This window comes from Pseudomonas sp. C32, assembly GCF_030417915.1.
Classification (GTDB): domain Bacteria; phylum Pseudomonadota; class Gammaproteobacteria; order Pseudomonadales; family Pseudomonadaceae; genus Aquipseudomonas.
The window spans coordinates 157,090-180,998 of sequence record NZ_JAUHUK010000006.1 but is presented as its reverse complement, the minus strand read 5'-3'; the positions used below and the strand labels follow the sequence as shown (position 1 = coordinate 180,998).

Genomic DNA, 23,909 nt, shown 5'->3' with positions numbered 1-23,909 from the left:
TGCCTGCGGTCAACATGGAAAACGTCGGCGCCAAGTACCCGGCCACCTTCGTCGATGCCAAGGGTGAGTTCCTCTCGGGCAGCAATGCCTACGCAAACCTGGAGATTTGCAAAAGCAGTAAACATGAATGCCTCGGAGATATGAGCGTAGGAGCGCTCATATCTCCGAGTAAGTGGCTTGAAGTCATTAGGGGCGGTTTTTACCCACCGTTACCTAACCTCGTACGAAAGCGAGCAAATCGGCGTTGATCGTATCGGCGTTCGTCGTAGGCATTCCGTGTGGGTAGCCCGAGTAGATTTTCAGCGTGCTGTTTTGCAACAGTTTGGCTGACAAGAGTCCAGAATTTTCATAAGGCACGATCTGATCATCATCACCATGCATCACCAGCACGGGGATCGTGATGCTTTTCAGGTCTTCGGTAAAATCGGTCTGAGAAAAGGCCACGATCCCATCATAATGTGCCTTTGCGCTGCCCATCATCCCTTGTCGCCACCAGTTCAAGATGATGCCCGCTGACGGTTTGGCACCAGGGCGGTTATACCCGTAGAAAGGTCCGGTCGGGATATCGTGGTAGAACTGCGCGCGGCTGGCCTTCAGCTGTGCCTGCAAGTCATCGAAAACCGATTTTGGCAGCCCGCCGGGGTTGTTGTCGGTCTTCACCATCAACGGCGGTACGGCGCTGATGATGGCGGCCTTCGACACTCGGTCTTCGCCGTGGCGAGCAATGTAGTGGATGACTTCCCCACCGCCGGTGGAGTGTCCTACATGGACAGCACCTCGTACGCCAAGATGGTCGACTACGGCCGCAACGTCATCGGCATAGTGATCCATGTCGTGCCCGTCCCAGACCTGACTGGATCGCCCGTGGCCGCGTCGGTCATGTGCAACGACCCGGTAGCCGTTGGCCAGAAAAAAGAGCATCTGCGCATCCCAGTCGTCCGCACTGAGTGGCCAACCGTGATGAAAGAAGATCACTCGGGCATCGCGCGGCCCCCAGTCTTTGTAAAAGATCTCAACACCGTCCTGCGTAGTGACATACCCCATGTTCGCATCTCCTGTATGAAATGGAGGCCATGATCAGAGTCGTGTTCTGATCGTGTCCCTTATTGAACAAAGTGCAGCCCACCCAACAGGCGGTCAGAGGAGCCGATCCTGGTCTGGCTCACTTGCCCCTGAGTTCCATTAAATCTGCGCCGCTTGGCCGCCAGATCACTTAAGGTTTAAAGTCAGCTTTAAGGTCAATGGCTTTTTTGGGTGGAATATGAGAATAGGCGAACTGGCGAAAATCAGCGGATTGGCGCCTTCACGCATCCGTTTCTACGAAGCGAGCGGCCTGATCATATCTGTCGAGCGCAAAGCCAACGGCTATCGGGACTATGCACCTGACACGGAGCGGGTTCTGGGAATCATTACCGGCGCACAGGCTGCGGGGTTTTCATTGGAAGAAATCCGCCAATTACTGCCGATGAATGCGAACGGTTGCCAGCATGACGCGTTGCTCAGTGGGCTCAGGCGCAAGGTTGAGGAAATCGAGATCCTGCAGCAGCGGCTGGCCCTGAATAAAGCGCAACTGCTACTGGTCATCGAGGGCGTCGAGAGCAAGCCCGAAGGCATGGGTTGTGCGGACAATACGCAGATGCTGTTGCAACGTCTGCGCGAAGAAGGTGTGGCGGCAGTTTCAGGCAAGCCGTGATGTGCGTCTTCCAAGTGAAGGCAACCATGTCCGGAGTACATCCGATCGAGAAGCGGTTGTGAAGCAAAGTACCGCTTAGAATGTTTCTACTCCTTTGTCGGTCGCCGAAAGTGCAAATATATATAAGCTCGCCTGGTTTGCGTCAGCAAGCAGCTGGTAAGCCGTGTGAAGGTGCCCGCCTTTCTATTTATAGAGCGATTGTGTATTGGAATATGGGGAATGCTTATAGATTGGAAAGACGGGATGCTTACCATTCGCGGCAGCAGCGACAAGCTGAGGTGTAGAGCTTGCCGTGATGAGCCGGGGGCTTGCGAAGATGTGCAGAAAAAACCAGTTTTGTCTGATAGACACGCGCAAGTTGCTGAGGCACATTGGGCAAGGATATCTATTTAGTTAGAAATATGAGGGACTTGTGAAATCGCATAGCATTTTGAATTGCAACTGGCAATATTCAGCAAGTGATTTTGCAGACTGCCGAAACATTGCCAAGGGCGCTGTTTTCATTATTGCGTCGGGGAGTTCCGCGAAGGACTTTCCTATTGAGCGATTTGCAGACATTCCGATGATTACCATGAATGGCGCAATCTCGATGTTTGCTAAAACAGATATCAGGCCATTTTTTTACGCGTGCACTGACTTAGGTTTCCCCCGTCAGCAACCAGAATTATTTACCGTGGCGCTGAAGCTCAGCCAGCATGTTGCTCTGTGGAAAGATCAGCTGGACGCATTGCCCGTAGTACCGGCCGGAAGAGTCTTTCCACTGAAAAAGGTGAGGGATCCATCCTTGCTGGAGGCACTGGTAACACGCGAAAAGGGCCTGATACGCAACCGTGCATTTTGGGGCAAGCGATCTAGGTCACTGGGGTTCAGCAAGGATCTATCACTCGGGTTTTTCGATGCCCGCACCGTAGCCTACCTGGCCTTGCAGATTGCTTATCATGTCGGTTTCACCAAAGTGTTCCTTGTAGGTGTCGACCTGAACCAATCTGTGGGTCGCTTCTATGAAACCGGCAAGGTCGCTGTATCGCCCTGCGGGTTGGATCAGCACTTCCCTCGAAGAATTCTGCCTTCATTGCAGCTAATGGCCAACAAAGTGATGGGCGATCAGTTCGCCGTTTACAATCTTTCCCCCACGTCACGAATTCCGAAGTCAGTGATTCCGAAAATTGGCCTTGATGACGTTGAGGCTCTGCTCAGGCATACATAATGTGTCTTTAAATGCAGCACGTGACCAACGCAGCACGGTACAACTGACCGAATTTTTCGCTTCAACAATAATAAATGCGCAGTTCCACCCAGGCAGAGCGCCCGATTGAACATCGATACCCGAATCAAGTTCCGTCATCTGGTGTGTTTTCTCGAAGTGGCGCGCCAGGGCAGCCTGGCCCGTGCTTGCGACAAGTTGGCCATCAGCCAGCCCGCGCTTTCCAAAACGCTGAAAGAACTGGAATCCCTGCTGCAAGCCTCTCTGTTTGAACGCAGTAAAAAGGGCTCGACACTGACCGAGGCCGGGGTGGCCTTTTTGCGGTATGCGGGCCCGAGCGTGCAATCGCTGCGTGAAGGGGTCAACAGTTTGCGCTCCGGGGTACATGAACCCATTACCGTGCAGCTTGGTGCGCTGTCCACGGTCGAAAGCCTGTTGGTACCTGAAGTGGTCGCCCGACTACACGAGCGGCATCCCGCGCTGGTGGTCAGTGTGGTGACCGGGCCCAGTGCCTACTTGCTGTCCCGACTGCGGGTCGGTGAACTGGATCTGGTGGTCGGCAGAATGACCGATAGCCCATTGATTCTCGGGCTGGCGTTCGAACACCTCTACAGCGAATCCATGACCCTGGTGGTCCGTAGCGGCCATCCATTACTCGCCGATCCACTGGGGCATAAAAATCTCGAAGACTACCCGCTGGTATTGCCGTCGGCAGGGACGACGATCCGCAAGTTCGCCGACAGCCTGTTTGTGCAGCACGGGATAACGCCATCCCGACAACGCCTGGAAACCCTTTCGGTGGCCCTGAGCCGACGCTATGTGCAATGCAGTCAGGCCGTCTGGGTTGCGCCATTTGACGCCGTCAGGCAGGACTTGAGGCAAGGCGATTTGATGGAGCTGGACCTTGGGATGCGTGAACCTGGCGGTTCCGTGGGGCTCTGCACAAATCCGGTGTTGCCCGTGACACCCGCAGCCCAGTGGTGCGTGGAAGCGTTGCGCGAGGTCGGTGAGGAATACCGGGAGGGCAAATATCCATAACCATATGGATATGCTTCAAGTCGTTTTTTTCAATTTTTGGTTGGGTCGCACAAGCGGAAACTGGGTGTCACGTCGCTGCCAAGGCAGTGCCCGCCTCCGTCCAACCATAACAACAGGAAAAACGACATGTCTGATGCGCACGACAGCCGCTTCGTCATTCGTGACCGTAATTGGCATCCCAAAGCCCTGACTCCGGACTACAAGACTTCCATCCTGCGGTCCCCTCGCCAGGCACTGGTGAGTATCCCCCAGTCTTTATCCGAAACCAGCGGCCCGGACTTTTCCCATCTGAAGATGGGTCAGCACGACAACGATCTGCTGTTGAATTTCAATCACGGTGGCCTGCCCGTTGGCGAACGCATCATCGTCGCCGGCCGTGTGTGTGATCAGTATGGCAAGCCGATCCCCCATACCTTGGTGGAGATGTGGCAGGCCAATGCCGGCGGTCGTTACCGGCACAAAAAAGACAGTTACCTGGCGCCCCTCGATCCGAATTTCGGCGGCGTCGGCCGTGCCTTGACCGACCGCGATGGCAACTACAGTTTCCGCACCGTCAAACCCGGCCCTTACCCATGGCGCAATGGTCCCAACGACTGGCGGCCGGCGCATATCCATGTCTCCATCAGCGGCCCGTCCATTGCCACGCGCCTGATTACCCAGCTGTATTTCGAAGGCGATCCTCTGATCCCCATGTGCCCGATCGTCAAGTCGATCGCCAATCAGGAAGCGGTGCAAAGCCTGATCGCCAAACTGGATATGAGTATGGCCAATCCTATGGATTGCCTGGCTTATCGCTTTGATATCGTTCTGCGCGGCCAGCGCAAGACCCACTTCGAAAACCGCTGAGGAGGCCTGCACATGCCCGTTCAACTTCTGCCCGAGACGCCGTCGCAAACCGCAGGCCCCTATGTCCATATCGGACTGGCACTGGAAGCAGCCGGAAACCCGCCGCGCGATCAGGAAATCTGGAACCTGATGGCAAAACCTGGCGCGCCAGGTGAGCACATTCTATTGATGGGTCACGTTTATGACGGTAACGGCCACTTGATTCGTGACGCATTTCTGGAGTTCTGGCAGGCCAATCATGACGGCCTCTACGACAACGGTTTCGACCTCGAAAAGCCCTTCAACTGCTTTGGCCGCACCGCCACGACCGATGTCGGTGAATGGACGATCAACACCGTGAAACCGGGCGTAGTGAAAAATGCCTCGGGTGTTCCCATGGCCGCGCACATCAACGTGGCGCTGTTTGCTCGGGGCATCAACATTCACTTGCAGACCCGACTGTATTTCGACGACGAACCCGAGGCGAATGCGGTAGATCCCGTGTTGAACCTGATCGAACAACCCCATCGGCGCGAATCCCTGGTAGCCAGGCGCTGCACGGTTGACGGGAAGCTGGCCTACCGTTTCGATATTCATGTTCAAGGCGAATCGGAAACCGTGTTCTTCGACTTCTAACCACACTGAGCAGGTGTTGAGACGCCAGCGCTCAACACCCGCTCGGCGCCTTCTTATGCTCGCTGCAAGACCGACTCGCCCGCCTTCGGCGGCAATCGCAGGTTGTCCAGCAATGCAATCCCCCCAATCGCCGCGACACAAAGGAACGCCAGCTGGAAGTCCACTGTCTGTGCCTGCCCGGTATTGCCGTGGATGGTCATGGCGAGTCGCAACAGCAACGCGCCCACGGCAACGCCCATCGCCATGCTCAGTTGGAAAAACATACTGAACAGGGTTGAAGCATCGCTCATCTGCTCCTTGGGCACATCCGCAAACCCCAGCGTATTGAAAGCCGTGAACTGCATGGAGCGTGACAAGCCCCCAACGAACAGAATCAACAAGACAAGCGCCCTGCTCATGTGCTCATCCAGCAAGGCACAAGCCGCGATCGCCAACACACCGAGGACACCATTGACCATCAGCACCTGACGAAACCCCCAGCGTTGCATTACCGCCGAGGTGAACGGTTTCATGGCCAGATTGCCCGCAAACACGGCCAGCACCAACAGCCCCGCATCCAGCGCGGAAAGACCGAAGGCCAGTTGAAACATCAGCGGCAGGAGAAACGGTAAGGCGCTGATGGCGACCCGAAAAATCGACCCGCCGCACAGGCAGACGCTGAAGGTACGGATGCCCAAAACACCCAGCCCCAACAATGGCTGAACATGACGACGCATATGTCGCCAGGCCAAGACCCCGAGCACCGCACCAGCACCACTGAGCAACAGTGCCTGAAGCATATTCGCCTGGCCTTGCCCCAGCATTTCGACGCCAAACAGCAGCGCAGCGCTGGCGCTGCCAGTCAGCAGAAAACCACTGAAATCGAAGGTTCGGGCAATGACGTGTTCTTGCTTGGGAATCAGGAACAGCGCGGCCACCAACGCCAGCACGCCCAACGGCAGATTGAGGTAGAAAATCCACGGCCAGGAAGCGTGGGTGACGATGAAACCGCCCAAGGGCGGCCCGAGCACCGGAGCGACCAGACCGGGCCAGGTAATAAAGGATATCGCCCGCACAAGGTCTTTCTTCTCGGTGGTGCGAAGCACGGCCAGGCGTCCGACCGGGACCATCATCGCTCCGCTGATGCCCTGCAACACACGCGCAGCGACAAAGGTTTCCAGGCTGGCACTCATTGCGCACATCAACGAGGACAGGCTGAACAGCACGATCGCCGAACTGAACACAAGCCGTGAACCAAAGCGATCGGCCAACCAGCCGCTGATGGGGATGAACACCGCCACCGCGAGCATGTAGACGCTCATCCCGATGTTCACATCCACCACCGGCACGCCAAACGTACGGGCCATGTCCGGCAGTGCCGTCGCGATCACCGTGGCATCAAGGTTCTCCATGAAAAACGTGACAGCTACCAACAGGGCAATCCACATCGAACGGCGTTGAGACACAGTCACCCCCATCCATGAGCCTCCTCAATAAAGTGCAGCACCGCGCTGGAACGCTCATCGATGCGTGAAATCAACGACAGTTCGCTGACCATTTCCGCTTGAACCAGCGGCACGATCCGAATGCCGGGCATGGTCAACCGGGTCATCGTTTCGGGCACGATACTCAAGCCGATACCGGCAGCCACCAACCCGGGGATGCTCATCAGTGACGGCACATACATGATGTTCTCGGGGTGCAGCTGGTTTTGCCGGCACGCCTGGAGGGTGTGCGAGGTCAGGCCGATGCCGGCACTGTCCTGCAAAAACACGAATTTCTCGTGGCGCAGCGTCGCCAGTTCACCCGTGAAGCTGTCCGCCAGTTCATGGTTGTCCGGGATCAGCAAAACCAGCCTGGATTGACTGAAATGATGGGTGCGCAGACGATCCGGCAGGTGATCCTTGAACACCCGGGCAAAAGCCAGGTCGAGTTTGTGGTCCAGCAACATGTCGAACTGTGCGCGGATCCCCGCGTCCACCAGCGACACTTTGACTTCCGGGAAAGTACTGAAGTAATGGCGCAGCAATTGCGGCAGGTTGGCCTCGAACAACGCCGAGTGGTAGCCGATGTTGATCTCGCCAACCTCCCCGCGCCGGGCACGCCGTGCGGCGGCAATCGCCAGTTCGCTGGATTCGATGGACTGCCGCGCATGGGGCAAAAACGCCTCGCCCGCAGCGGTCAACGCCACTCCTCGATTCTCCCGGCGGAACAGGGCCAGCCCCAGCTCGGACTCAAGTGTGCGCATCAATTGACTCAGCGCCGGTTGCGCAATACACAGTTGTTCAGCCGCCCGGCTGAAGTGCTGCAAGTCGGCAGCGACAACAAAGGCTTTCAGATGACGCAGTTCCATGAATCCCACCCATAAGGCCAGCTTATCTATTTGTCTTGATTTCGATAATTATTCTGTAGAGGGGATGCGCTAATGTCTACTCACTTCGACGTTTCCTGCCCGTGCCTATGCTCGAACGGAATCGTATGGGTATCCCGTAACCATAAAAACAATGACGAGCACCTCAATGAGCACAACCAGTCACGAGACTCATGATTCGCGCATGCCTCGCAAAGCGGTGACCGCCGCGACCGTTGGTACCGCTTTGGAGTGGTTTGACTTCACGCTGTATGGCGCGGTGTCGGCGACCATTCTGCCCAAGCTGTTTTTCCCGGCCATGGAGCCGACCGCCGGCCTGCTCGCCTCGCTGGCAACGTTTGGCGTTGGCCTGGCCGCCCGTCCATTGGGCGCGATTACGTGTGGTTACCTCGGTGACAAATTGGGCCGCCGCAATCTGATGCTGGCTACCGTGACCCTGATGGGTCTGGCATCGGTACTCATGGGCCTGTTGCCTACTTATGCTCAGATCGGCATTTGGGCACCGATCCTGCTCGTTCTGCTGCGGATCATTCAAGGCTTCGCGCTGGGCGGTGAGTCCACCGGGGCACAACTGATGGCGCTGGAGCACGCATCTCCCGACCGACGCGGACGTTATTCCGGCTTGCTCGGCTTGTGTTCGCCCCTCAGTCAGATATTAGCCAACGGCGTATTGATGGGCCTGGCCGCGACACTGTCCAGCGAACAATTCGAAAGCTTCGGCTGGCGAATCCCGTTCCTCATGAGTTTCGTACTGGTGGTGGTCGCGATTTTCATCCGCCTGAAAGTCGATGAAACCCCAGCCTTCATCGCCTTGAAAAAGACCCCCATCAAGCAGGAAAAAAGTCCGCTCAAATCCGCCGTGGGCAGCCACTACAAAACCATCCTGCGTTTGATGTTTTTCTTCTGCTCGCCCGCTGCGCTGTTCTATCTGATCGTGATTTTCTCCCTCAGCTACCTGACCAAGCACCTGGGCTTTAGCCAGTCGACGGGCTTCATGTCGCTGATGGTGGCAAACATGTGTGCAATCTTCGGTGCGCTGGCCGGTGGTTATCTGTCCGACCGTTGGGGCCGCAAAAAGGCGCTGGCATTTGGTTCGTGCATGACCTTGCTGATCCTGTTCGTCTACTTCCCGATCCTCAACACGCTGAACGTTGCCGCCATCATGGCAATCATGGGGCTGTTCCTGGGCTTCACCCAGTTTCAAAGCGGTATCCAGCCGGTGGCATTCGCCGAAGCCTTCCCGACCCAGGTCCGCTATTCGGGTTCGGCACTGGCGTACACCGGCGCCAACCTGGTGATCGGCGGTCCTATGCCAATGATCGCCGTGTATCTGATGAGCCAGTCGAACAACTCGCCGTGGCCTCTGGTGACGCTGTGCGCCGTGATCAACCTGATCTCGCTGGCCATGATTCTTATCGGCCCTGAAACCCGCGGCATCGACCTGAACGCCGTCGCGGCACCTGATGCGGACACGACTGCCGCTCCAGCCCTTCTTTCCAAATAACGCAGCAGGACGACCATGAACCGCACCGTCTTCATCCTTAACGGCCCTAACTTGAACCTGCTGGGTCGTCGTGAGCCGCACATCTATGGCCACACCACACTCGATCAGATTCGTCAAAGCAGTGAACGGCTGGCCGAGGAACTTGACCTGGTCTGCGACTTTCGCCAGACCAACCACGAAGGCGTGATGGTCGACTGGATTCAAGAAGCCTTCGAGCAAGGCGCAGCCTTGATCATCAACCCGGCCGGCCTGTCGTTTCATTCGATTCCGGTGCTCGATGCCCTGAAGCTGCTCAGCGCACCGCTGATTGAACTGCATCTGTCGAACATCCATGCACGGGATGAACTGCACCGCCACTCCATCATGTCCGGCGCGGTCAATGCGGTGATCTGCGGTATGGGGGCCGACGGCTATCCGCTGGCAATCAGGGCCATTGACGACCTGCTGCGTCGTCAGGTGGCCAACAGCTAACACCCCTCTTCGCCAAACGCTTACACGGCGGTCTCTCGGCAGATGGTTGCCAGAGCCGCCTGCGCCTGAAATTCAGTCGCACGCTGCAAAAAACCGCCAAAAAAATAATAATTCACTGCGAGAGAATCCTCATGCATCACTCTGTTTTTCGCCGTAACGTGCCCGCACATTACGCATTGATCGGCCTGACACTGGCACTCGGTGCAGGCGTGGCGACTGCGGCTCATGCCGATGAAAATAGCGGTTTCATCGAGGGTGCAACCAGCACGCTCAACCTGCGCAACGCGTACATCAATCGCAACTTCGTCAACCCCGCCTATCCGCGTCCAGCCGCACCACAGAACAAAGCTGAGGAGTGGACGCAAAACTTTATTCTCGATGCCCGCTCCGGCTATACCCAAGGTCCGATAGGGTTCGGCGTGGACGTCCTGGGACTTTATTCGCAAAAACTCGACGGCGGTAAAGGCACCACGGGCACGCAACTGTTGCCTGTCCACGACGATGGACGCCCTGCTGACAATTTCGGACGCTTGGGTGTTGCGGCCAAAGCCAAGGTTTCAAAGACAGTGGTGAAAGTCGGCGAGTGGGTCAGTACCCTGCCAATCCTGCGTTCGGATGACGGTCGGTCGCTGCCGCAGACCTTTCAAGGTGCGCAGATCACTTCCCAGGAGATCGGCGGGCTGACGCTGTATGGCGGTCAAATCCGACAAAACAGCCCGCGCAACGACGCCAGCATGGAAGACATGGCGATGAACGGCAAAGCGGCGTTCACTTCCGACCGATTCAACTTCGGTGGCGGTGAATACACGTTCAACGAAAAGCGCACTACGGTTGGGCTCTGGTACGACGAACTTCAAGACATCTACCAACAACAGTACTTCAGCCTCAATCACAGCCAACCGGTGGGCGATTGGACGCTAGGCGCCAACATGGGCTACTTCGTTGGCAAGGAAGACGGTGCCAGCCTGGCCGGCGATATGGACAACAAGACCGCTTTCGGCCTGTTCTCCGCAAAACTGGGCGGCAACACGTTTTACGTCGGCTTGCAAAAGCTCACCGGCGATACCGCGTGGATGCGGGTCAACGGTGCCAGTGGCGGGACCTTGGCGAACGACAGCTACAACTCCAGCTTCGATAACGCGCAGGAACGTTCCTGGCAGGTTCGTCACGACTTCAACTTCGCAACCGTCGGCGTTCCTGGCCTGACGCTGATGAACCGTTACTTGAGCGGTGACAACGTGCACACCGGCGCTATCACTGATGGCAAGGAATGGGGCCGCGAATCTGAATTGGCTTATGTGATTCAGTCTGGCGTCCTGAAAAACCTGAGCGTCAAATGGCGCAACTCAAGCATTCGCAGAGACTACAGCACCAACGAATTTGACGAAAACCGGCTCTTTATCAACTACCCGATTTCGTTGCTGTAGTGCGACTCGCATAAACACGCTGCGACCCTCCAAGTGGATGTGAATGAGACCAGGTTGATCTGAAAGCGGGGACTTAGACGATTTTCTTTGTCGAGTCCCCATTCACCGTCCGACTATCATCGGCCGAAAACGGCCTGCCACGTTCGCTATAGGCAGCAACTGCCAATAGCGGACGCTCCCCGCTCATGCGCCCGCCTATACACCGATTTACGGATGATCTGGAACAGGTGTGGTCGTGATGTCGAACGCTTTGTGAAGATCGAGTTCTGACAAACTTCGGCGAAATGTTCCCGAGTGCCAGTGACCGCCACCAGATACTTTGGGAAACCCCGAAACGCCTGTTCGGCTTTACCGCCTGACCTGAAAAATCACCGATCACTCAGAACGGCTCACGCTCTCGCGAGGCCACCACCGTTATCCCAACAGTGCGTGCTTTCATCCAGACACCCCGCGGCCGCCTGATCTCCACTGATGGTCAGTTCAAGCAGCAGCACTCGCTCAATGGCTGGCACAAATTCAATGAACAGTGGTCGATGGGCGGTGAAATGGTCTACGGCCATCAATCGGGCGACGGCAAGGCGTCGACCGTGGACATCGTCACCAGCCCTGGTTTTGACGGCGCGCACTGGTGGGGGCCAACGTCGCGTTGACTTACCAGCAACGCAAGGACTTGTCGTTTTCGGTGCGGGCCGAGCATTTCGACGACCCGGACGGCTACGTGCTGTTCCCCTCTTCCACCGCACGCGGCGCCTTCAATGCGCTGACCACGGGGCTGCGCTACGATTTCAACAAGTACCTGACCCTGCGCCCGGAACTGCGCTACGACTGGTTCGATGGCCGCGATGACGCGCGTCCTTTCGGCCAGGGTGATGCACGAAATCAACTGACCGGGACTGTGGAAGCACTGGTGTATTTTTGAGGTCAGCAGCCTCGGAGAAAAGCTCAGCGGCAGAAAGGCTACTCGAGGCCGACGGCGAACTCACCGTCGGCCTCGAGCGGGGTAACTGCAGGTGTCATTGCAACTACCTGACGGAAAATCGACGATCCAAACTACGACCCGGTTACAGGATTTTAAAGGGAACGTTGATAATCAAACGGAACTCTTCGATATTGTTTTCCAGTTGCAATGGGCTGGACCGGTGCCAGACATAACCGCTCATCACACTCGCCCCTTTGAAATTACCGGACTGCAAGGTGTAGCTGGCCAGCGTGCCGACTTCATACTCGTTTTCGTCATCCTGTTTTTTAAAGTCGGCGTACATGCCGTTTGAGCCGCCATTGTAGTGGGTGGCATCGATACCCCAGCCCTTGATGTACCACACCGAGGTCTTCAAGCCTGGTACGCCGTAAGCGGCAAAGTCGGTCATGTAATTGATCTGGTACGACTTTTCGTTTGGACCGTTATAGTTCGAGAGTGCGACGTTAGGCAGGTTGATTGCATTCGACTCACCGACAAAATCGAAGAATTCGTCGCCATCGATTTTCTGCAGGCCAAACTTCAGCGTATGGTTTTTCCAGGTCGGTGCGACGCTCAGGCCGTAGGCCTGCTGATCGATGTAGCCGCCCTTTTCGGCACCACTGGACTGGGTGTTATAGACATCCAGCTGCATGTCGGTACTGATCGGGCCCCACTGGTATTTCTTGCCCAGGCCAAAGTACTCACGGTCCCAGATATCGTCGAAGCGCGACAGGTAGGCACTGGTGCGCCATCCGCTTTGGGTCACGAAATCTGCACCACCGTAGGCGATGAAGTCGCCGGTGACGTGCCGGTACGTATAGGTCGGCGTCAGATCCTGAGTGCCCGCGCCAGTTCTGGGGGATGCCCTGTCGAAGTACCCGGACTTGATCGTCAGGCCGTCGATATCACGGCTTTCCAGCGAAACACCGTCGAAGGAAGCGGGCAGAGTCCGGGTGTCTGCGTAACCCATGACCGGCGTTCTGGACATCTGCTGCCGACCCACTTTCAGCGTTGTCTGCGCGAGCTTTACCTTCAACGCCGCCACGCCGATTTTGCTCCAGTCGTCGACCACATTGCCGTCCTTGTCCACCAGCACGCGATTGCTGCCGCCAGCCGTTGTCAGCTGGCTGCGCTCCAGCGCCACTGCCGAATAGGTTGAGACGTCGAGACCGAAACCCAGGGGGCCTTGAGTGAAACCGGATATGTAATCCAGCTTGAACCCCTGCACCCAGGCAGTACGGTCTCGCACCGCACGGGGGCCATCATTGGTCTGTGCGCGGAAGTGAACAGCCTTGCTGCCGATTTCATGGGAATACCACTGACGCGTATTGAGCGTCAGTGTGCTGTCTTCGACAAACCCATGTTCCTCTGCAAAAACCGGCGACGCTGAAATAGCGGCCGCGAGCATACCCGCCGACCATACTGGAAGCTTTTCTGTGCGGTACATTGACTTTGCCTATAGCGGAGTTATTGGCAGACGAACGTCTGAAATTATTGTTGTTGTTTTATCGCGAGGTCGAAGGCGCTTTATCTGCGCACTCCAACCTTCTGCTTCGCATAAATGCAATATTGCACGGGGTGCCAGCGGTTATTCCTGAACGTTGGTGTCACGTGATTCAGGCAGCATCCGCATGGCAATAAGGCTAACGATGCTGATACCGACCAGGTACCAGGCGGGGGCCATGGGGCTGCCGGTTACAGCAATCAGCCAGGTGACGATGAACTGGGTACTGCCACCAAAAATCGCGGCACCAAAGGCATAGGTAATTGACAGGCCGGTGCTGCGCACAGCGATCGGCAACAGCTCCGGTACCTGGACGATACCCGCCGCGCCAAACATGGCCGTCAGGGCTGCAAGTACCGCATTGACGGTCAGCAGCGTGACCAGACTGGGTGACCCCGTGAGCCACAGGAACAGTGGGACGATCAGCAAGGTCAGCGCGACCCGAGGTAAAATGTTGGTCAGGCGCCGTCCGTAACGATCACTCAGATGCCCGCCAATCAGGGAAAAGACAAAGGTGACGATCCCGCCGATCAGCACACTGCTTTGCGCGACCGCTGCCGGCAGCTTCAGCACCTGTACCGCGTAGCTCACCATGTAGTTGCCGATCTGCGATGCGACCGCGATCGAGGCGAACAACATCATGCCCAGGATCAGAATCTTTTTGTGGTTGCGCAGCACTTCGCCGACTATCGCGCTACCGCTGCGTTCATCGGTGCCCTCGTGGGTCTCGGGCAGGGACTTGCGCATGTACACCACCAGAGGAATCAGCACCAGGCTCAGCAGGAACGGAATCCGCCAGCCCCAACTGGCCAGTTGCTCAGTGCTCAGACTCAGGGACAGCACCACCCCGAGCATGCCGCCAACGGCAACGGCCAAGCCTTGGCTGGCGACTTGCCAACTGGCGTAGAAGCCACGGCGGCCGGGAGGTGCAGCTTCAATCAGCAACGAGGTGGCAGGACCCAGTTCACCGCCCAGGGCCAGGCCCTGCAGCAGGCGGCAAAAAACCACGAAGATGGGGGCCGCGATACCAATTGACTCGTAGCTCGGCGTGATGGCCACGCCCAGCGTGCCAAGGGTGATCAGGGCCGCGGTCAGGATCATTGCCGGTTTGCGCCCGGCCTTGTCGGCAAAGGTGCCGATCAACACACCGCCCAGTGGCCGCGCGAGAAAGCCGACGCCAAAGGTCGCTGCCGCAGCCATCAGGCTGCCGTATTCGCCTGATACCGGAAAAAAGGCTTTGCCGATGTAGATGGCGAAATACGCGTAGATGACAAAGTCATAGAACTCGAGCGCATTACCTGCCACCGCGGCGGCGACTGATTTCTTGCTGATGGTGGGGTGTGGAATTGCCCCTTCAGGGCTTTCCTCACTTGGGTTTTCAGTGATCGACATTGTCGAGTAGTTCATGGATCAAGATCTCTGTATTTATTAGAATTTATCTTAAACAGGTCCCTGTTTTCCGAGGTATGCCCTTACCAGTTTTCCAGTCCTTGCAGTGCCTGAGCCACGACATGGCTGGCTTGCGTCCAAACGGGTGTTTTCCAGTCCGCGTGGTTGGGGTAGAACAAATCCTTGAGTCGCTGGGTGATCTCGCTGCTTTGCGCCGTGTTCTGCTTGCCGTGGCGGAAAACCCAGTGGTCGGCCCGCAGCGTCGTGATCACTTTCTCGATCGGGTACGTGCCGAACTCCAGGCAAATGCCAATGTGTTTGGCCGACGGGCATTCCTGCGAAATGGCCACCTGAATCGGGCCGCTCATCGGCACGCTGGTAGAGCTGCCGGCATGTACATCGGTGATCTCACCCCACCAATTCCTGGCTGTCTCCAGGGTGCAGATGTCACGGGTGGCGAAGATTTTTTCCCCGTAGCCGTAGGGGCCAAGTCCAGTATGGACGTCGACAGAAGCGATGACCGTAGCGTTTGCGGCATAGGTACGCAGGATCTGCCGGAAGGTGGTGTTGCTCCAGGTCGGCGTCTGTCCACCAAAGAACATGCCGTCCGGGTAGTGGTATTGGCCCAGGGAAATGGCGCACTGGAACTTCTTGTCACCATGGGTCATTCGGTATTGCTGCAATACCTGATCATCCTTGGGGGGCCATTGCGCAGGCAGCAGTGCCTCATGGATTTCGTGATAACCCTCGTTTTGAGGGAGCGGACCGTCGAACTGAATGAAGTTACGGTTCAGGTCGACGTTTTCCTGGGTCACTCGCCGCAGGTGGGAAAAGCCGTGCGGGTTGATCGCGTGAACATAGAGAATCGCCGTATCGTCCGGCTTCGGCGTATCGAGCCGCAGCGTGCCTGTCTGCACGGCCGAACCAGGAAAGCCTTCCACGCCATGCACGCCGCTGAGCACGATCAGCACTTTGGAAGCGTCCCTCGGACCGTCGAACACGACATCCGTTGCCAGCGTTTCGTCATTGGCACCTTTGAGATTCAGCTCATAGCTGTCGATCGACAGCCCTCGCTGGTGGGCAGCCGCAAAAAACTTTTCGCGTGCTTGTGCATACGAATCACTGAAAAGATCGTCGATGTGTTCTGCGTTCATCATGAAATCGAGGTCTCGGCGTCTGCAGCTTGTACGATCGAACGCAGGCGCGTTTCGCGGCGTCGTCGGCAGGCATCACCAAATGCCTTGAATATGTCGCGGGACAACGGGTCATCGTGCACGCGCATCTCCGGATGCCACTGCACCGCGAGGGCGAAGCTGCTGGCGCCCGTGACTGAAAACGCCTCAATCAACCCGTCCGGTGCGGTGGCCTCGACCGTCAGGCCGGTCCCGAGCCTTGCGATGCCTTGATGGTGCAGGGAGTTGACTTGCGCATCATCCGTGCCTCGCAGCCGGGACAGCAGCCCACCCGCAGCAACCTTGATGCCGTGACTGTATTGGTACCACTCGACGATGGGGCGGGAATGGTCACCTTCGCGATGGTCAATGGCCCCGGGGCGCTGATGAACGGCACTGTCCAGCGTGCCACCCCAGGCAACGTTCATCTCCTGGAAACCTCGGCATATCCCCAATACCGGGACCCCCGCTTCGACCAGCCTTCTGACGAGCGGTAGAACCGTTGCGTCTCTGGCCAGATCCAGCGTCGAGACGTCCGGCGTGGCGGTGTCGCCGTAACGCAGCGGCGAAATATTTGACGGGCTGCCAGTGAGCACCAGCCCATCGATATTGGCCAGCAGGCTCTCGAAGTCAATGGCATCGGGGTCAGCGGGCAGCGCCAGGGGCAGTGCGCAAGCCGTGCTCGCCACTGCGTCCACGTAACCGTGCAGCAAGGTATGCGCGGGATGTCCATAGCGATCCACGCGATCGGTGGCGATGGCAACAAGGGGTCTGGCGCCGTCCGCGAATAGTGGCGATCTGGTCATGATCAAGTCCCGTAGGGGTAAACGAAAACCCAGTCTATGAGATCGTTTAATCATGGTAAATTGCATAATAAATTCTAATTTCATGCATTAACTGCAAGTGAGAAACCCGTGAACACTCGACAGTTGCAGCACTTTCTCGCCCTGATGAACACCGGATCGCTCAGCGCTGCGGCCGATGCGGTGCACCTGAGTCAACCGGCGCTCTCCAGAAGTATCAAGGCGCTGGAGGACGAACTGCGGGTGTCGCTCTTTGACCGGACTAATCGTCGATTGCACCCCACGCCATTCGCGATGGAATACCTCGAGCGGGCAAAGCGCATCGTTTTCGAGGAGCGTGAAGGGGCGCGAACGCTAAGCCTGATGAAGAATGGGGCTTATGGCCCGCTCGTGTTCGGCCTGGGCTCGTCGGTGGCCCATGACTTCCTGGCCTCGTTGATCCGGCAACTGCTTGCCACGGGCCCGGGCCTGAAGATCCAGGCTCAGGTGCACAGTACCGATGTGCTGCTCGATGCCCTGCAAAAGGAAAGGCTCGACTTCTTCATTGGTGACGTGGGTGCGGCCGCCCGCTACCCGGAGCTAATGGTCGAGCCTTTGTACACCTGCAGTTTTGGCTGGTTCGCCCGGGCCGGGCACCCGCTGGCCGGGCGCAAGGGCCTGACCATGGATGACCTGAAAGAGCACCCGTTGATTGGCTCCGGATACATCAATGAGATGTTGGCAATGAAAATGGCCCATCTCTATGGCATGCAAATGCCCATCGAGACCAACTTTGCCGCGAGCATCAATAACATCGAGACGGCGCACGACCTCATTCTGAGTACCAACGCGCTTTTCCCCACCACGTTCCTCGCCATGATCAAACTGCTGAGGGAAAAGTCCGTCGCGATCCTTGATGTCCAGCCACCCTTTGAGTTGGACCTGACCCTGGGCATCGTGACGATCCGGCATCGAACACAGACGCCCGCCGCGAAGCAGTCGTTCAACATCATCCGGTCGTATTTCCAGGAGGCGGAGCAGGAGATCGCGGCGTATCTATAGTCGTGCCTGACGGGGCGCATTACCCACCACGGGTCCATACTGGTTGATTGCATCGACCCAAAAAGTGACTCAGACAGTCACTCGATCAACTGGACAGGGAATGGCAAGCGCTACAGAAATACTGAGGAAACGAAAATGAAAAAGCCATTGTGTTTCGTCATGCTGTTGCTGACGACAGGTCCCGTGCTGGCCGCCAGCGCGTCATCTGTCGCCGATACTCAGTACAAGTATGGGATGCACCTGGATATCGCCGAGGTGGTCTCGGTGACGGCAACGCCCGTTGAGGACGCAGTGTATCCGGCGACCATGGAGTACATCGACCATCAAGGCCAGACGCAACGGCTTGCGTACTTCCTGACGGACACCACTTGGGGCGGTCAGTAGTTCTGGTCAGGTCGCGCGTCGCGATTGATGCGGGTGCATGGAGTGACCGGCAAGGTCGCGGCCGCCTTTGCTGCGCCGCCTGAATCAATGGGGAGTTGCGGTTACGCAACGCGACGTTGCGACCAGTATCAGAAATGAGCATCGAGAAAGTGAGTTTCAAGAAGGGTCAGCACTCAGACCTTTGGCTATTCAGGCACCGTCCTCCAGAACTTTTCTCTGTTTATCGGTCTATGTGGATAGGCACATCCGCTCCGTCAGCACGCCCCCACAGGCTGACCTCTGTCAGATGGCCACATGCCCAATTGTCAATCAGAGGTTGTCTTCGCTCATGAAATTCCATGTCCCCCGGATGGTGCTCCTCGGCCTGTTCGCGTTCGCGGCAGTGGGCTCGGCATCAGCCACACAGTTGAAGACGTCAACCCCTGTTTTCGCCACTGAAGTCGCAGCCGTTCAGGCTCCTCTCCAGCCCGCCAGCAATCCTTGGCCGACCTTGGCCAGTATGGCTGGCACGCAACAAGCGCCTTTACTTGCCCATGACGACCGCCGGTACTGGCATGACGGCCACTGGCATGATCGCAGAGACGATTGGCGCCGGGACGACTGGCGTAGAGATAAATGGCGTAGAGAACAAGCCCGCCGAGAAGCCGAACGCCATCGTGATTGGGAACGCCACCAGGATCGGGCCATGCGGCACCGTTACGAGGACGACCGCCGTTACTATCGCCGCTAGTGCAAAGTGCCGCTCTCTTTCCAAGCCGATGCTCAACTGCGAAAGGCCTTATCTAAGCAGGGTCTATTGCTGCTCTTCATGCAGGACAGCAATCGGCCAAAATGGCCGGTGGTCGTTGCATTACGATTGTCCCCGGTGTTTGGCTAAGCTTAATAAATCAGGGTGAAATCAAAACTTAATCAATAGCGGCCATCAACGGATCTGGATTGGCATCCAGGCGGCACTCCAAAGGGAGACGGCTATGTATGCAGTGATAAGAACCTACCTGGGTACCGGAGCAAAAGAGCTTTTCCAGCGGTTGGAAGAGCGCCATGTCGACGTCGAAGCGACCCTGCGCACAGTGCCTGGCCTCGTCAGCTACACACTGTTGAATACGGGTGATGGCGGCACGTCGGTAACGGTTTGCACGGACAAGGCCGGCAGTGATGCGAGCCTGAAAGTCGCGCGTGAATGGGTTCAGAAAAATGCATCGAACATCCACGCAAACCCGCCGATCGTAACGGAAGGTCCGGTCATTGTGCAGATCAGCTAGCGGCCAATCCGCAGGGTGGTGAGTGCTATACTTTTTTCAGATTGCATGAGGTGTGCAACTACGTTCCCCACAGTACAGCTACCGACTGCTGCAGGACAGAGGAGGTCTACAGCAAACCCGAAACGGGAGGTGTGGCATGAACCGACACTATTACATCAGTGACAATCTCAACGATCTTGAAACCGTGGAATATGAACTGGAAGCCAGCGGCATCAATTCCGAACAGATACATGTACTCAGTGAAAAAGTTGCTGATGTAGAAGACCATCACCTCCACGAGATCAGCTCTTTAATGGAACAGGATGCGGTTCACTCGGGTGAGATTGGTGCGGTGATCGGCGTGCCGCTCGCGGCGCTGGTCCTGGGTGGCGCCTATTGGATGGGCTGGACCGAATCCGCCGCAGGCTGGATGCCCTTTATCTTCCTTGCCATTGTTGTATTGGGCTTCTGCGTCTGGGAAGGCGGTTTTTTTGGCTTCCAGGTGCCGAACACTCACTTCCGCAATTTCAAACAGGCCGTAAAAGACGGCAAACATATCTTCTTCGTGGATGTTGAACCGAGTCAGGAATCGGTACTGGACCAGGTCATCAAACAGCATCCGAAGCTGAAGATCGCCGGCACGGGAACGGCTGCCCCCCACTGGACAGTGGCCTGGCAGCACAAATGGCATCAGTTCAAGCGAGTGATATCGGGTTAGCATCTGGAGACAAGGTCATCCGAACGTTGCTCACTGGCCAAAGAAAATGCCCCGGCTGAGGAAAATATAGTCTGCCTCGGTGGCCATCAGCCCGATGAGCACCAGTAAACACAACGGTGGCACCAGTATGGCGTAGACCAAGGCCAGGCGCTCCCATGCCATGTGCATGAAGATGGAGACAATCAAACCCGCCTTCAACAACATGAAAGTGATAATCAGGGACCACCGAAGGTAGCCTTGGAAGTGGAAGTAATCGACCAGGTACGACAGCGTACTGAGGACGAATAACAGCCCCCAGATCTTGAGGTACAAACTGATTGGATGTTGCTGACCCTGAGCAAGTGCCATCACTCGTGCTCCTCTACCATAAATAGAAGAATGCAAAAATAAACACCCACACCAAATCCACGAAGTGCCAGTAAAGCCCGGCTATCTCGACGTTCTGATAGTTTCCGGAGCGCTCATAATCTCCACGCCATACCTTCAGCGCCACAATGCTGAGGTAGAGAGCGCCGATTGACACATGCAGTCCGTGAAAACCGGTAATCATGAAAAAGCAGGCACCAAACTGCGCCGCGCCCATGGGGTTCCCCCAGGGACGCACCCCTTCTGCGATGAGCTTGGTCCATTCAAACGCCTGCATGCCGACGAAAGTCACCCCCAGGGCAGCGGTTGCCAGCATCAGCGCCGTGGTTTTCGCGCGATCACGCCGATAGGCGAAATTGACGGCCATGGCCATGGTGCCGCTGCTACTGATCAGCACAAAGGTCATGATGGCGATCAGAATAAGCGGGATTTCCTTGCCGCCGATCGTCAATGCGAACACTTCACTGGGGTTCGGCCAGGCGCTGGTGATGGTCATGCGTACCGACATGTAGCCGGTCAGGAAACAGGTGAAAATAAACGTGTCGCTGAGCAGGAATATCCACATCATCGCCTTGCCCCAAGGCACCTGCTTGAAGGCCTCTTTATCCGAGGACCAATCGCTGGCGATGCCCTGCCATCCCGGTGCAGGCGGCGTACCTGATGGACTGGACTCGGCTTGGGCTTGTGGGTGCAATGCCATGGCTGTTCACCTCAGGCCGCAGAATCTGGCGATGGCTTCATAGGTTTGCGGCGTGCTGGTCAGCAGCGCGAAGAGCACGAACCAAAGGCCCAGCAAGTAATGCCAATAGATGGCACAGAGCTCTACGCTGGCGCTGAGTTGTGCCAGTGGCACATGCCGCAAAAATTTAGCGACGGTCCAGCACCAGACGATCAGCCCGCCCAGCACATGGAGCCCATGCAGACCGGTCAACAGGTAGAAGAAACTGTTGGCCGGATTGCTGGCGACAACGTAGCCCCAGGCGACAAACTGCTGCCAGAGCCAGAGTTGCCCTGCCAGAAAGGCAATGGCAAACACGCCCCCCAATGTAAAACCAATGACCGTTGCGCCCCGCCTTGCCTGTCGGGCGGCCATGCGCGAGCACTGCAGTGCGATGCAACTCAATACCAGAAAAGCCGAATTCAACCAGAGCGGCCAGAGATCGCCTAACGGCGCCCAAGGCTCTGTCAGGGGGCGCCAGTCGGTCATTTGTGAACGGGCAATAAAGGCAATCAGGAAGAGGAAAAATAACGAACTCACCACCACCAGAAACAAGCGCAGGCCTACCTTCGCGGTTTGCCTTCTATCGGCAACCTCGGCGCCCTGAATACCCTCAGGGTCGCGACTCCAACTGCCGCCGGGATCAGCGCCACCGATGTTTCTCAATAGCAGCCTGTTCATGTCTTGATGTCCGCTATTTTAGGTCCGGCACTGAGTTGCCGCATGTGCTCCAGCGCCTCGGCGGAGACCGTTTGCGGCACAAAATCCTGCTCGATCCCCGGCACACTGTAGTCATAGGCCCAGCGATGCACGACCGGCAATTTCTCTCCCCAGTTACCGTGTTTCGGCGGGGTGTCCGGTGTTTGCCATTCCAGGCTGGCCGCGCCCCAGGGATTACTGCCTGCGGGTTTGCCCTTGAATGCACTCCAGGTCAGGTTGAACAGAAACAGCAGCTGAGAAACGCCGACCGTCAATGCGACCACCGTAATGAAAGCATTCAAGTCTTGCGCGGACTGCGGGATGAAGGCGTAGTTTTCATAGGCGTAATAGCGACGTGGCATGCCCTGGAATCCCAGGTAGTGCATGGGGAAGAAGATGGCGTAGGTGCCCAGAAAGGTAATCCAGAAATGCAGCTTGCCCAGGGTGTCATTCCACATGCGCCCGGTGACTTTCGGGAACCAGTGATAAATGGCACCGAACACCACCAGGACCGGGGCGACCCCCATGACCATATGAAAATGGGCCACGACGAAATAGGTGTCCGAGAGCGGGATGTCCACGATCACATTGCCGAGAAACAACCCGGTCAGACCACCGACCAGGAAGGTGACGATAAAGGCCAGGGCAAACAGCATCGGTACGGTCAGATGGATGTCGCCGCGCCACAAGGTCAGTACCCAGTTATAGACTTTCAGCGCGGTCGGCACTGCGATGATCAACGTGGTGACGGCGAAGAAGAAGCCAAAGTACGGGTTCATTCCGCTGACATACATATGGTGCGCCCAGACCACAAAGCTCAGTACGCCAATCGCAATAATGGCCCACACCATCATTCGGTAGCCGAAGATGTTTTTACGCGCATGGGTACTGATCAAGTCGGAGACCAGACCAAACGCAGGGAGCGCAACGATGTAGACCTCCGGGTGGCCGAAGAACCAGAACAGGTGCTGGAACAATATCGGGCTGCCACCCTGGTGATCGAGCTGCTGCCCCAGCGAAATCATCGCCGGCATGAAGAAACTGGTGCCCAACAGCTTGTCGAACAGCATCATCACCGCACTGACAAACAACGCTGGGAACGCCAGCAAGGCCATGATCGAGGCCATGAAGATGCCCCATACCGAGAGCGGCATGCGAAACAAGGTCATGCCGTGCGTGCGCGCCTGCAACACCGTGGTGACGTAGTTCAACCCGCCCATGGTGGCCGCGACAATGAAAATCGCCAGTGAGACAAGCATCAGGACAATGCCCCACTCCACCCCCGGTGTGCCCTGGGTAATGGACTGTGGCGGATAGAGCGTCCAACCGGAACCGGTCGGGCCGCCAGGGACAAAAAAACTGCTGAGCAACACCACTACCGCCACCAGGTAAAACCAGTAGCTGAGCATGTTGACGTAGGGGAAGACCATGTCGCGGGCGCCCACCATCAGCGGGATCAGGTAGTTGCCGAAGCCCCCCAGAAACAACGCCGTGAGCAAGTAAATGACCATGATCATGCCGTGCATGGTCATCGCCTGATAGTAAGTACTGGCATCCATGAACGCCAAACTGCCGGGGAAGCCAATCTGCATGCGCATCAAGCCGGACAACACCAGAGCGATGAGCCCCACGAAGATCGCCGTCAACGAATATTGAATGGCTATGACCTTGTGGTCCTGACTCCAGATGTACTTGGTCAGGAAACTCTTGGGCTCGTGCAGTGCTTCTGTTTCAGCTTGCTCCGCATAGGCCATCACGTCATCCTCCT

Annotated in this window: 24 protein-coding genes and 1 pseudogene; 14 read left to right on the top strand and 11 right to left on the bottom strand. The window is 56.9% G+C overall.

Annotated elements, in window-relative coordinates; all coding sequences use genetic code 11:
* Window positions 1-213: 213 nt before the first annotated feature.
* Window positions 214-1,044, bottom strand: a complete 831-nt coding sequence (locus QYH43_RS09435; RefSeq protein ID WP_095056779.1) for an alpha/beta hydrolase — start codon at window positions 1,042-1,044, stop codon at window positions 214-216.
* A 217-nt stretch (window positions 1,045-1,261) separates the two neighbouring features.
* Between QYH43_RS09435 and QYH43_RS09430 the strand changes: the two genes are divergently transcribed.
* The 5 genes from QYH43_RS09430 (at window position 1,262) to pcaG (ending at window position 5,396) form a co-directional block, all read left to right on the top strand.
* A complete protein-coding gene (locus tag QYH43_RS09430; RefSeq protein WP_095056780.1) occupies window positions 1,262-1,693 on the top strand; it encodes a MerR family transcriptional regulator in 432 nt (143 codons plus the stop codon).
* 412 nt (window positions 1,694-2,105) lie between these two features.
* Entirely contained in the window at window positions 2,106-2,900 is a 795-nt protein-coding gene (locus tag QYH43_RS09425; RefSeq protein WP_095056781.1) for a lipopolysaccharide biosynthesis protein, read from the top strand.
* A 105-nt stretch (window positions 2,901-3,005) separates the two neighbouring features.
* Window positions 3,006-3,935, top strand: a complete 930-nt coding sequence (gene pcaQ, locus QYH43_RS09420) for a pca operon transcription factor PcaQ (RefSeq protein WP_301156928.1) — start codon at window positions 3,006-3,008, stop codon at window positions 3,933-3,935.
* 126 nt (window positions 3,936-4,061) lie between these two features.
* Window positions 4,062-4,781, top strand: a complete 720-nt coding sequence (gene pcaH, locus QYH43_RS09415) for a protocatechuate 3,4-dioxygenase subunit beta (RefSeq protein ID WP_095056783.1) — start codon at window positions 4,062-4,064, stop codon at window positions 4,779-4,781.
* A 12-nt stretch (window positions 4,782-4,793) separates the two neighbouring features.
* The gene (gene pcaG / locus QYH43_RS09410) at window positions 4,794-5,396 is read left to right on the top strand and encodes a protocatechuate 3,4-dioxygenase subunit alpha (protein WP_095056784.1); all 603 of its coding nucleotides are present in this window, start codon (window positions 4,794-4,796) and stop codon (window positions 5,394-5,396) included.
* A gap of 53 nt (window positions 5,397-5,449) precedes the next feature.
* On the opposite strand, the gene QYH43_RS09405 is transcribed toward pcaG, so the two are convergent.
* Both QYH43_RS09405 and QYH43_RS09400 read right to left on the bottom strand, forming a co-directional pair.
* A complete protein-coding gene (locus tag QYH43_RS09405; protein WP_301156927.1) occupies window positions 5,450-6,853 on the bottom strand; it encodes an MFS transporter in 1,404 nt (467 codons plus the stop codon).
* The gene (locus QYH43_RS09400) at window positions 6,844-7,728 is read right to left on the bottom strand and encodes a LysR family transcriptional regulator (RefSeq protein ID WP_095056785.1); all 885 of its coding nucleotides are present in this window, start codon (window positions 7,726-7,728) and stop codon (window positions 6,844-6,846) included. The genes QYH43_RS09405 and QYH43_RS09400 overlap by 10 nt, the downstream gene beginning before the upstream one ends.
* A gap of 166 nt (window positions 7,729-7,894) precedes the next feature.
* Here QYH43_RS09400 and QYH43_RS09395 point away from each other — a divergent pair, with 166 nt between their 5' ends.
* The 4 genes and pseudogenes from QYH43_RS09395 to QYH43_RS09380 all read left to right on the top strand — a co-directional run.
* The gene (locus QYH43_RS09395) at window positions 7,895-9,250 is read left to right on the top strand and encodes an MFS transporter (RefSeq protein ID WP_095056786.1); all 1,356 of its coding nucleotides are present in this window, start codon (window positions 7,895-7,897) and stop codon (window positions 9,248-9,250) included.
* Between the two features lie 15 nt (window positions 9,251-9,265).
* Window positions 9,266-9,721 (top strand): type II 3-dehydroquinate dehydratase, encoded by a 456-nt coding sequence (locus QYH43_RS09390; RefSeq protein ID WP_095056787.1) that lies wholly within the window; start codon window positions 9,266-9,268, stop codon window positions 9,719-9,721.
* Between the two features lie 131 nt (window positions 9,722-9,852).
* Window positions 9,853-11,148, top strand: coding sequence for an OprD family porin (locus QYH43_RS09385; RefSeq protein ID WP_095056788.1), 1,296 nt, complete (start codon window positions 9,853-9,855; stop codon window positions 11,146-11,148).
* A 437-nt stretch (window positions 11,149-11,585) separates the two neighbouring features.
* A pseudogene (locus QYH43_RS09380) lies at window positions 11,586-12,067 on the top strand (outer membrane beta-barrel protein); the annotation flags it as partial.
* A gap of 142 nt (window positions 12,068-12,209) precedes the next feature.
* Here the strand turns inward: QYH43_RS09380 and QYH43_RS09375 are convergent.
* The 4 genes from QYH43_RS09375 to QYH43_RS09360 form a co-directional block, all read right to left on the bottom strand.
* Window positions 12,210-13,514, bottom strand: coding sequence for an OprD family outer membrane porin (locus QYH43_RS09375; RefSeq protein WP_301156926.1), 1,305 nt, complete (start codon window positions 13,512-13,514; stop codon window positions 12,210-12,212).
* A 180-nt stretch (window positions 13,515-13,694) separates the two neighbouring features.
* Entirely contained in the window at window positions 13,695-15,017 is a 1,323-nt protein-coding gene (locus QYH43_RS09370; RefSeq protein ID WP_095056790.1) for an MFS transporter, read from the bottom strand.
* Window positions 15,018-15,082: 65 nt separating this feature from the next.
* The gene (locus QYH43_RS09365; protein ID WP_095056791.1) at window positions 15,083-16,153 is read right to left on the bottom strand and encodes a M14 family metallopeptidase; all 1,071 of its coding nucleotides are present in this window, start codon (window positions 16,151-16,153) and stop codon (window positions 15,083-15,085) included.
* Entirely contained in the window at window positions 16,153-16,977 is an 825-nt protein-coding gene (locus tag QYH43_RS09360; RefSeq protein ID WP_095056792.1) for a gamma-glutamyl-gamma-aminobutyrate hydrolase family protein, read from the bottom strand. Before QYH43_RS09360 ends, QYH43_RS09365 begins: the two co-directional genes overlap by 1 nt.
* 108 nt (window positions 16,978-17,085) lie before the next feature.
* On the opposite strand from QYH43_RS09360, the gene QYH43_RS09355 reads away from it, so the two are divergent.
* The 5 genes from QYH43_RS09355 (at window position 17,086) to QYH43_RS09335 (ending at window position 20,358) form a co-directional block, all read left to right on the top strand.
* On the top strand, window positions 17,086-18,015 hold the full coding sequence (locus QYH43_RS09355; RefSeq protein ID WP_095056793.1) for a LysR family transcriptional regulator: 930 nt from the start codon (window positions 17,086-17,088) through the stop codon (window positions 18,013-18,015).
* A 135-nt stretch (window positions 18,016-18,150) separates the two neighbouring features.
* Complete coding sequence (locus QYH43_RS09350) at window positions 18,151-18,399, top strand: DUF2790 domain-containing protein (RefSeq protein WP_301156925.1); 249 nt, start codon at window positions 18,151-18,153, stop codon at window positions 18,397-18,399.
* Window positions 18,400-18,727: 328 nt separating this feature from the next.
* Window positions 18,728-19,129: a hypothetical protein gene (locus tag QYH43_RS09345; protein WP_095056934.1), complete on the top strand. Its 402-nt coding sequence runs from the start codon at window positions 18,728-18,730 to the stop codon at window positions 19,127-19,129.
* A gap of 241 nt (window positions 19,130-19,370) precedes the next feature.
* A complete protein-coding gene (locus QYH43_RS09340; protein WP_095056794.1) occupies window positions 19,371-19,661 on the top strand; it encodes a hypothetical protein in 291 nt (96 codons plus the stop codon).
* A 136-nt stretch (window positions 19,662-19,797) separates the two neighbouring features.
* The gene (locus QYH43_RS09335; RefSeq protein WP_301156924.1) at window positions 19,798-20,358 is read left to right on the top strand and encodes a magnesium transporter; all 561 of its coding nucleotides are present in this window, start codon (window positions 19,798-19,800) and stop codon (window positions 20,356-20,358) included.
* Window positions 20,359-20,388: 30 nt separating this feature from the next.
* On the opposite strand, the gene QYH43_RS09330 is transcribed toward QYH43_RS09335, so the two are convergent.
* Genes QYH43_RS09330 through ctaD form a run of 4 tightly spaced genes read right to left on the bottom strand, consistent with a single transcriptional unit; the run spans window position 20,389 to window position 23,895 of the window.
* Window positions 20,389-20,706 carry a cytochrome C oxidase subunit IV family protein gene (locus QYH43_RS09330; protein WP_095056796.1) on the bottom strand — a complete coding sequence of 106 codons (318 nt, stop codon included), beginning with the start codon at window positions 20,704-20,706 and terminating at the stop codon, window positions 20,389-20,391.
* Between the two features lie 13 nt (window positions 20,707-20,719).
* The gene (locus QYH43_RS09325) at window positions 20,720-21,424 is read right to left on the bottom strand and encodes a heme-copper oxidase subunit III family protein (RefSeq protein WP_095056797.1); all 705 of its coding nucleotides are present in this window, start codon (window positions 21,422-21,424) and stop codon (window positions 20,720-20,722) included.
* Window positions 21,425-21,430: 6 nt separating this feature from the next.
* The gene (locus QYH43_RS09320; protein ID WP_301156923.1) at window positions 21,431-22,123 is read right to left on the bottom strand and encodes a cytochrome c oxidase subunit 3; all 693 of its coding nucleotides are present in this window, start codon (window positions 22,121-22,123) and stop codon (window positions 21,431-21,433) included.
* Entirely contained in the window at window positions 22,120-23,895 is a 1,776-nt protein-coding gene (gene ctaD, locus QYH43_RS09315; RefSeq protein ID WP_095151415.1) for a cytochrome c oxidase subunit I, read from the bottom strand. Before ctaD ends, QYH43_RS09320 begins: the two co-directional genes overlap by 4 nt.
* Window positions 23,896-23,909 lie beyond the last annotated feature (14 nt).

Bases quoted from the DNA above. Each gene is read 5' to 3' on its own strand.
- QYH43_RS09350 (WP_301156925.1), top strand. From the start codon at position 18,151: ATGAAAAAGCCATTGTGTTTCGTCATGCTGTTGCTGACGACAGGTCCC.
- QYH43_RS09395 (WP_095056786.1), top strand. From the start codon at position 7,895: ATGAGCACAACCAGTCACGAGACTCATGATTCGCGCATGCCTCGCAAA.
- QYH43_RS09360 (WP_095056792.1), bottom strand. From the start codon at position 16,977: ATGACCAGATCGCCACTATTCGCGGACGGCGCCAGACCCCTTGTTGCC.
- QYH43_RS09370 (WP_095056790.1), bottom strand. From the start codon at position 15,017: ATGAACTACTCGACAATGTCGATCACTGAAAACCCAAGTGAGGAAAGC.
- QYH43_RS09390 (WP_095056787.1), top strand. From the start codon at position 9,266: ATGAACCGCACCGTCTTCATCCTTAACGGCCCTAACTTGAACCTGCTG.
- QYH43_RS09320 (WP_301156923.1), bottom strand. From the start codon at position 22,123: ATGAACAGGCTGCTATTGAGAAACATCGGTGGCGCTGATCCCGGCGGC.
- QYH43_RS09405 (WP_301156927.1), bottom strand. From the start codon at position 6,853: ATGGGGGTGACTGTGTCTCAACGCCGTTCGATGTGGATTGCCCTGTTG.
- QYH43_RS09325 (WP_095056797.1), bottom strand. From the start codon at position 21,424: ATGGCATTGCACCCACAAGCCCAAGCCGAGTCCAGTCCATCAGGTACG.
- ctaD (WP_095151415.1), bottom strand. From the start codon at position 23,895: ATGGCCTATGCGGAGCAAGCTGAAACAGAAGCACTGCACGAGCCCAAG.
- QYH43_RS09365 (WP_095056791.1), bottom strand. From the start codon at position 16,153: ATGAACGCAGAACACATCGACGATCTTTTCAGTGATTCGTATGCACAA.
- QYH43_RS09335 (WP_301156924.1), top strand. From the start codon at position 19,798: ATGAACCGACACTATTACATCAGTGACAATCTCAACGATCTTGAAACC.
- QYH43_RS09345 (WP_095056934.1), top strand. From the start codon at position 18,728: ATGAAATTCCATGTCCCCCGGATGGTGCTCCTCGGCCTGTTCGCGTTC.
- pcaH (WP_095056783.1), top strand. From the start codon at position 4,062: ATGTCTGATGCGCACGACAGCCGCTTCGTCATTCGTGACCGTAATTGG.
- QYH43_RS09340 (WP_095056794.1), top strand. From the start codon at position 19,371: ATGTATGCAGTGATAAGAACCTACCTGGGTACCGGAGCAAAAGAGCTT.
- QYH43_RS09435 (WP_095056779.1), bottom strand. From the start codon at position 1,044: ATGGGGTATGTCACTACGCAGGACGGTGTTGAGATCTTTTACAAAGAC.
- pcaG (WP_095056784.1), top strand. From the start codon at position 4,794: ATGCCCGTTCAACTTCTGCCCGAGACGCCGTCGCAAACCGCAGGCCCC.
- QYH43_RS09385 (WP_095056788.1), top strand. From the start codon at position 9,853: ATGCATCACTCTGTTTTTCGCCGTAACGTGCCCGCACATTACGCATTG.
- QYH43_RS09430 (WP_095056780.1), top strand. From the start codon at position 1,262: ATGAGAATAGGCGAACTGGCGAAAATCAGCGGATTGGCGCCTTCACGC.
- QYH43_RS09330 (WP_095056796.1), bottom strand. From the start codon at position 20,706: ATGGCACTTGCTCAGGGTCAGCAACATCCAATCAGTTTGTACCTCAAG.
- QYH43_RS09375 (WP_301156926.1), bottom strand. From the start codon at position 13,514: ATGCTCGCGGCCGCTATTTCAGCGTCGCCGGTTTTTGCAGAGGAACAT.
- QYH43_RS09400 (WP_095056785.1), bottom strand. From the start codon at position 7,728: ATGGAACTGCGTCATCTGAAAGCCTTTGTTGTCGCTGCCGACTTGCAG.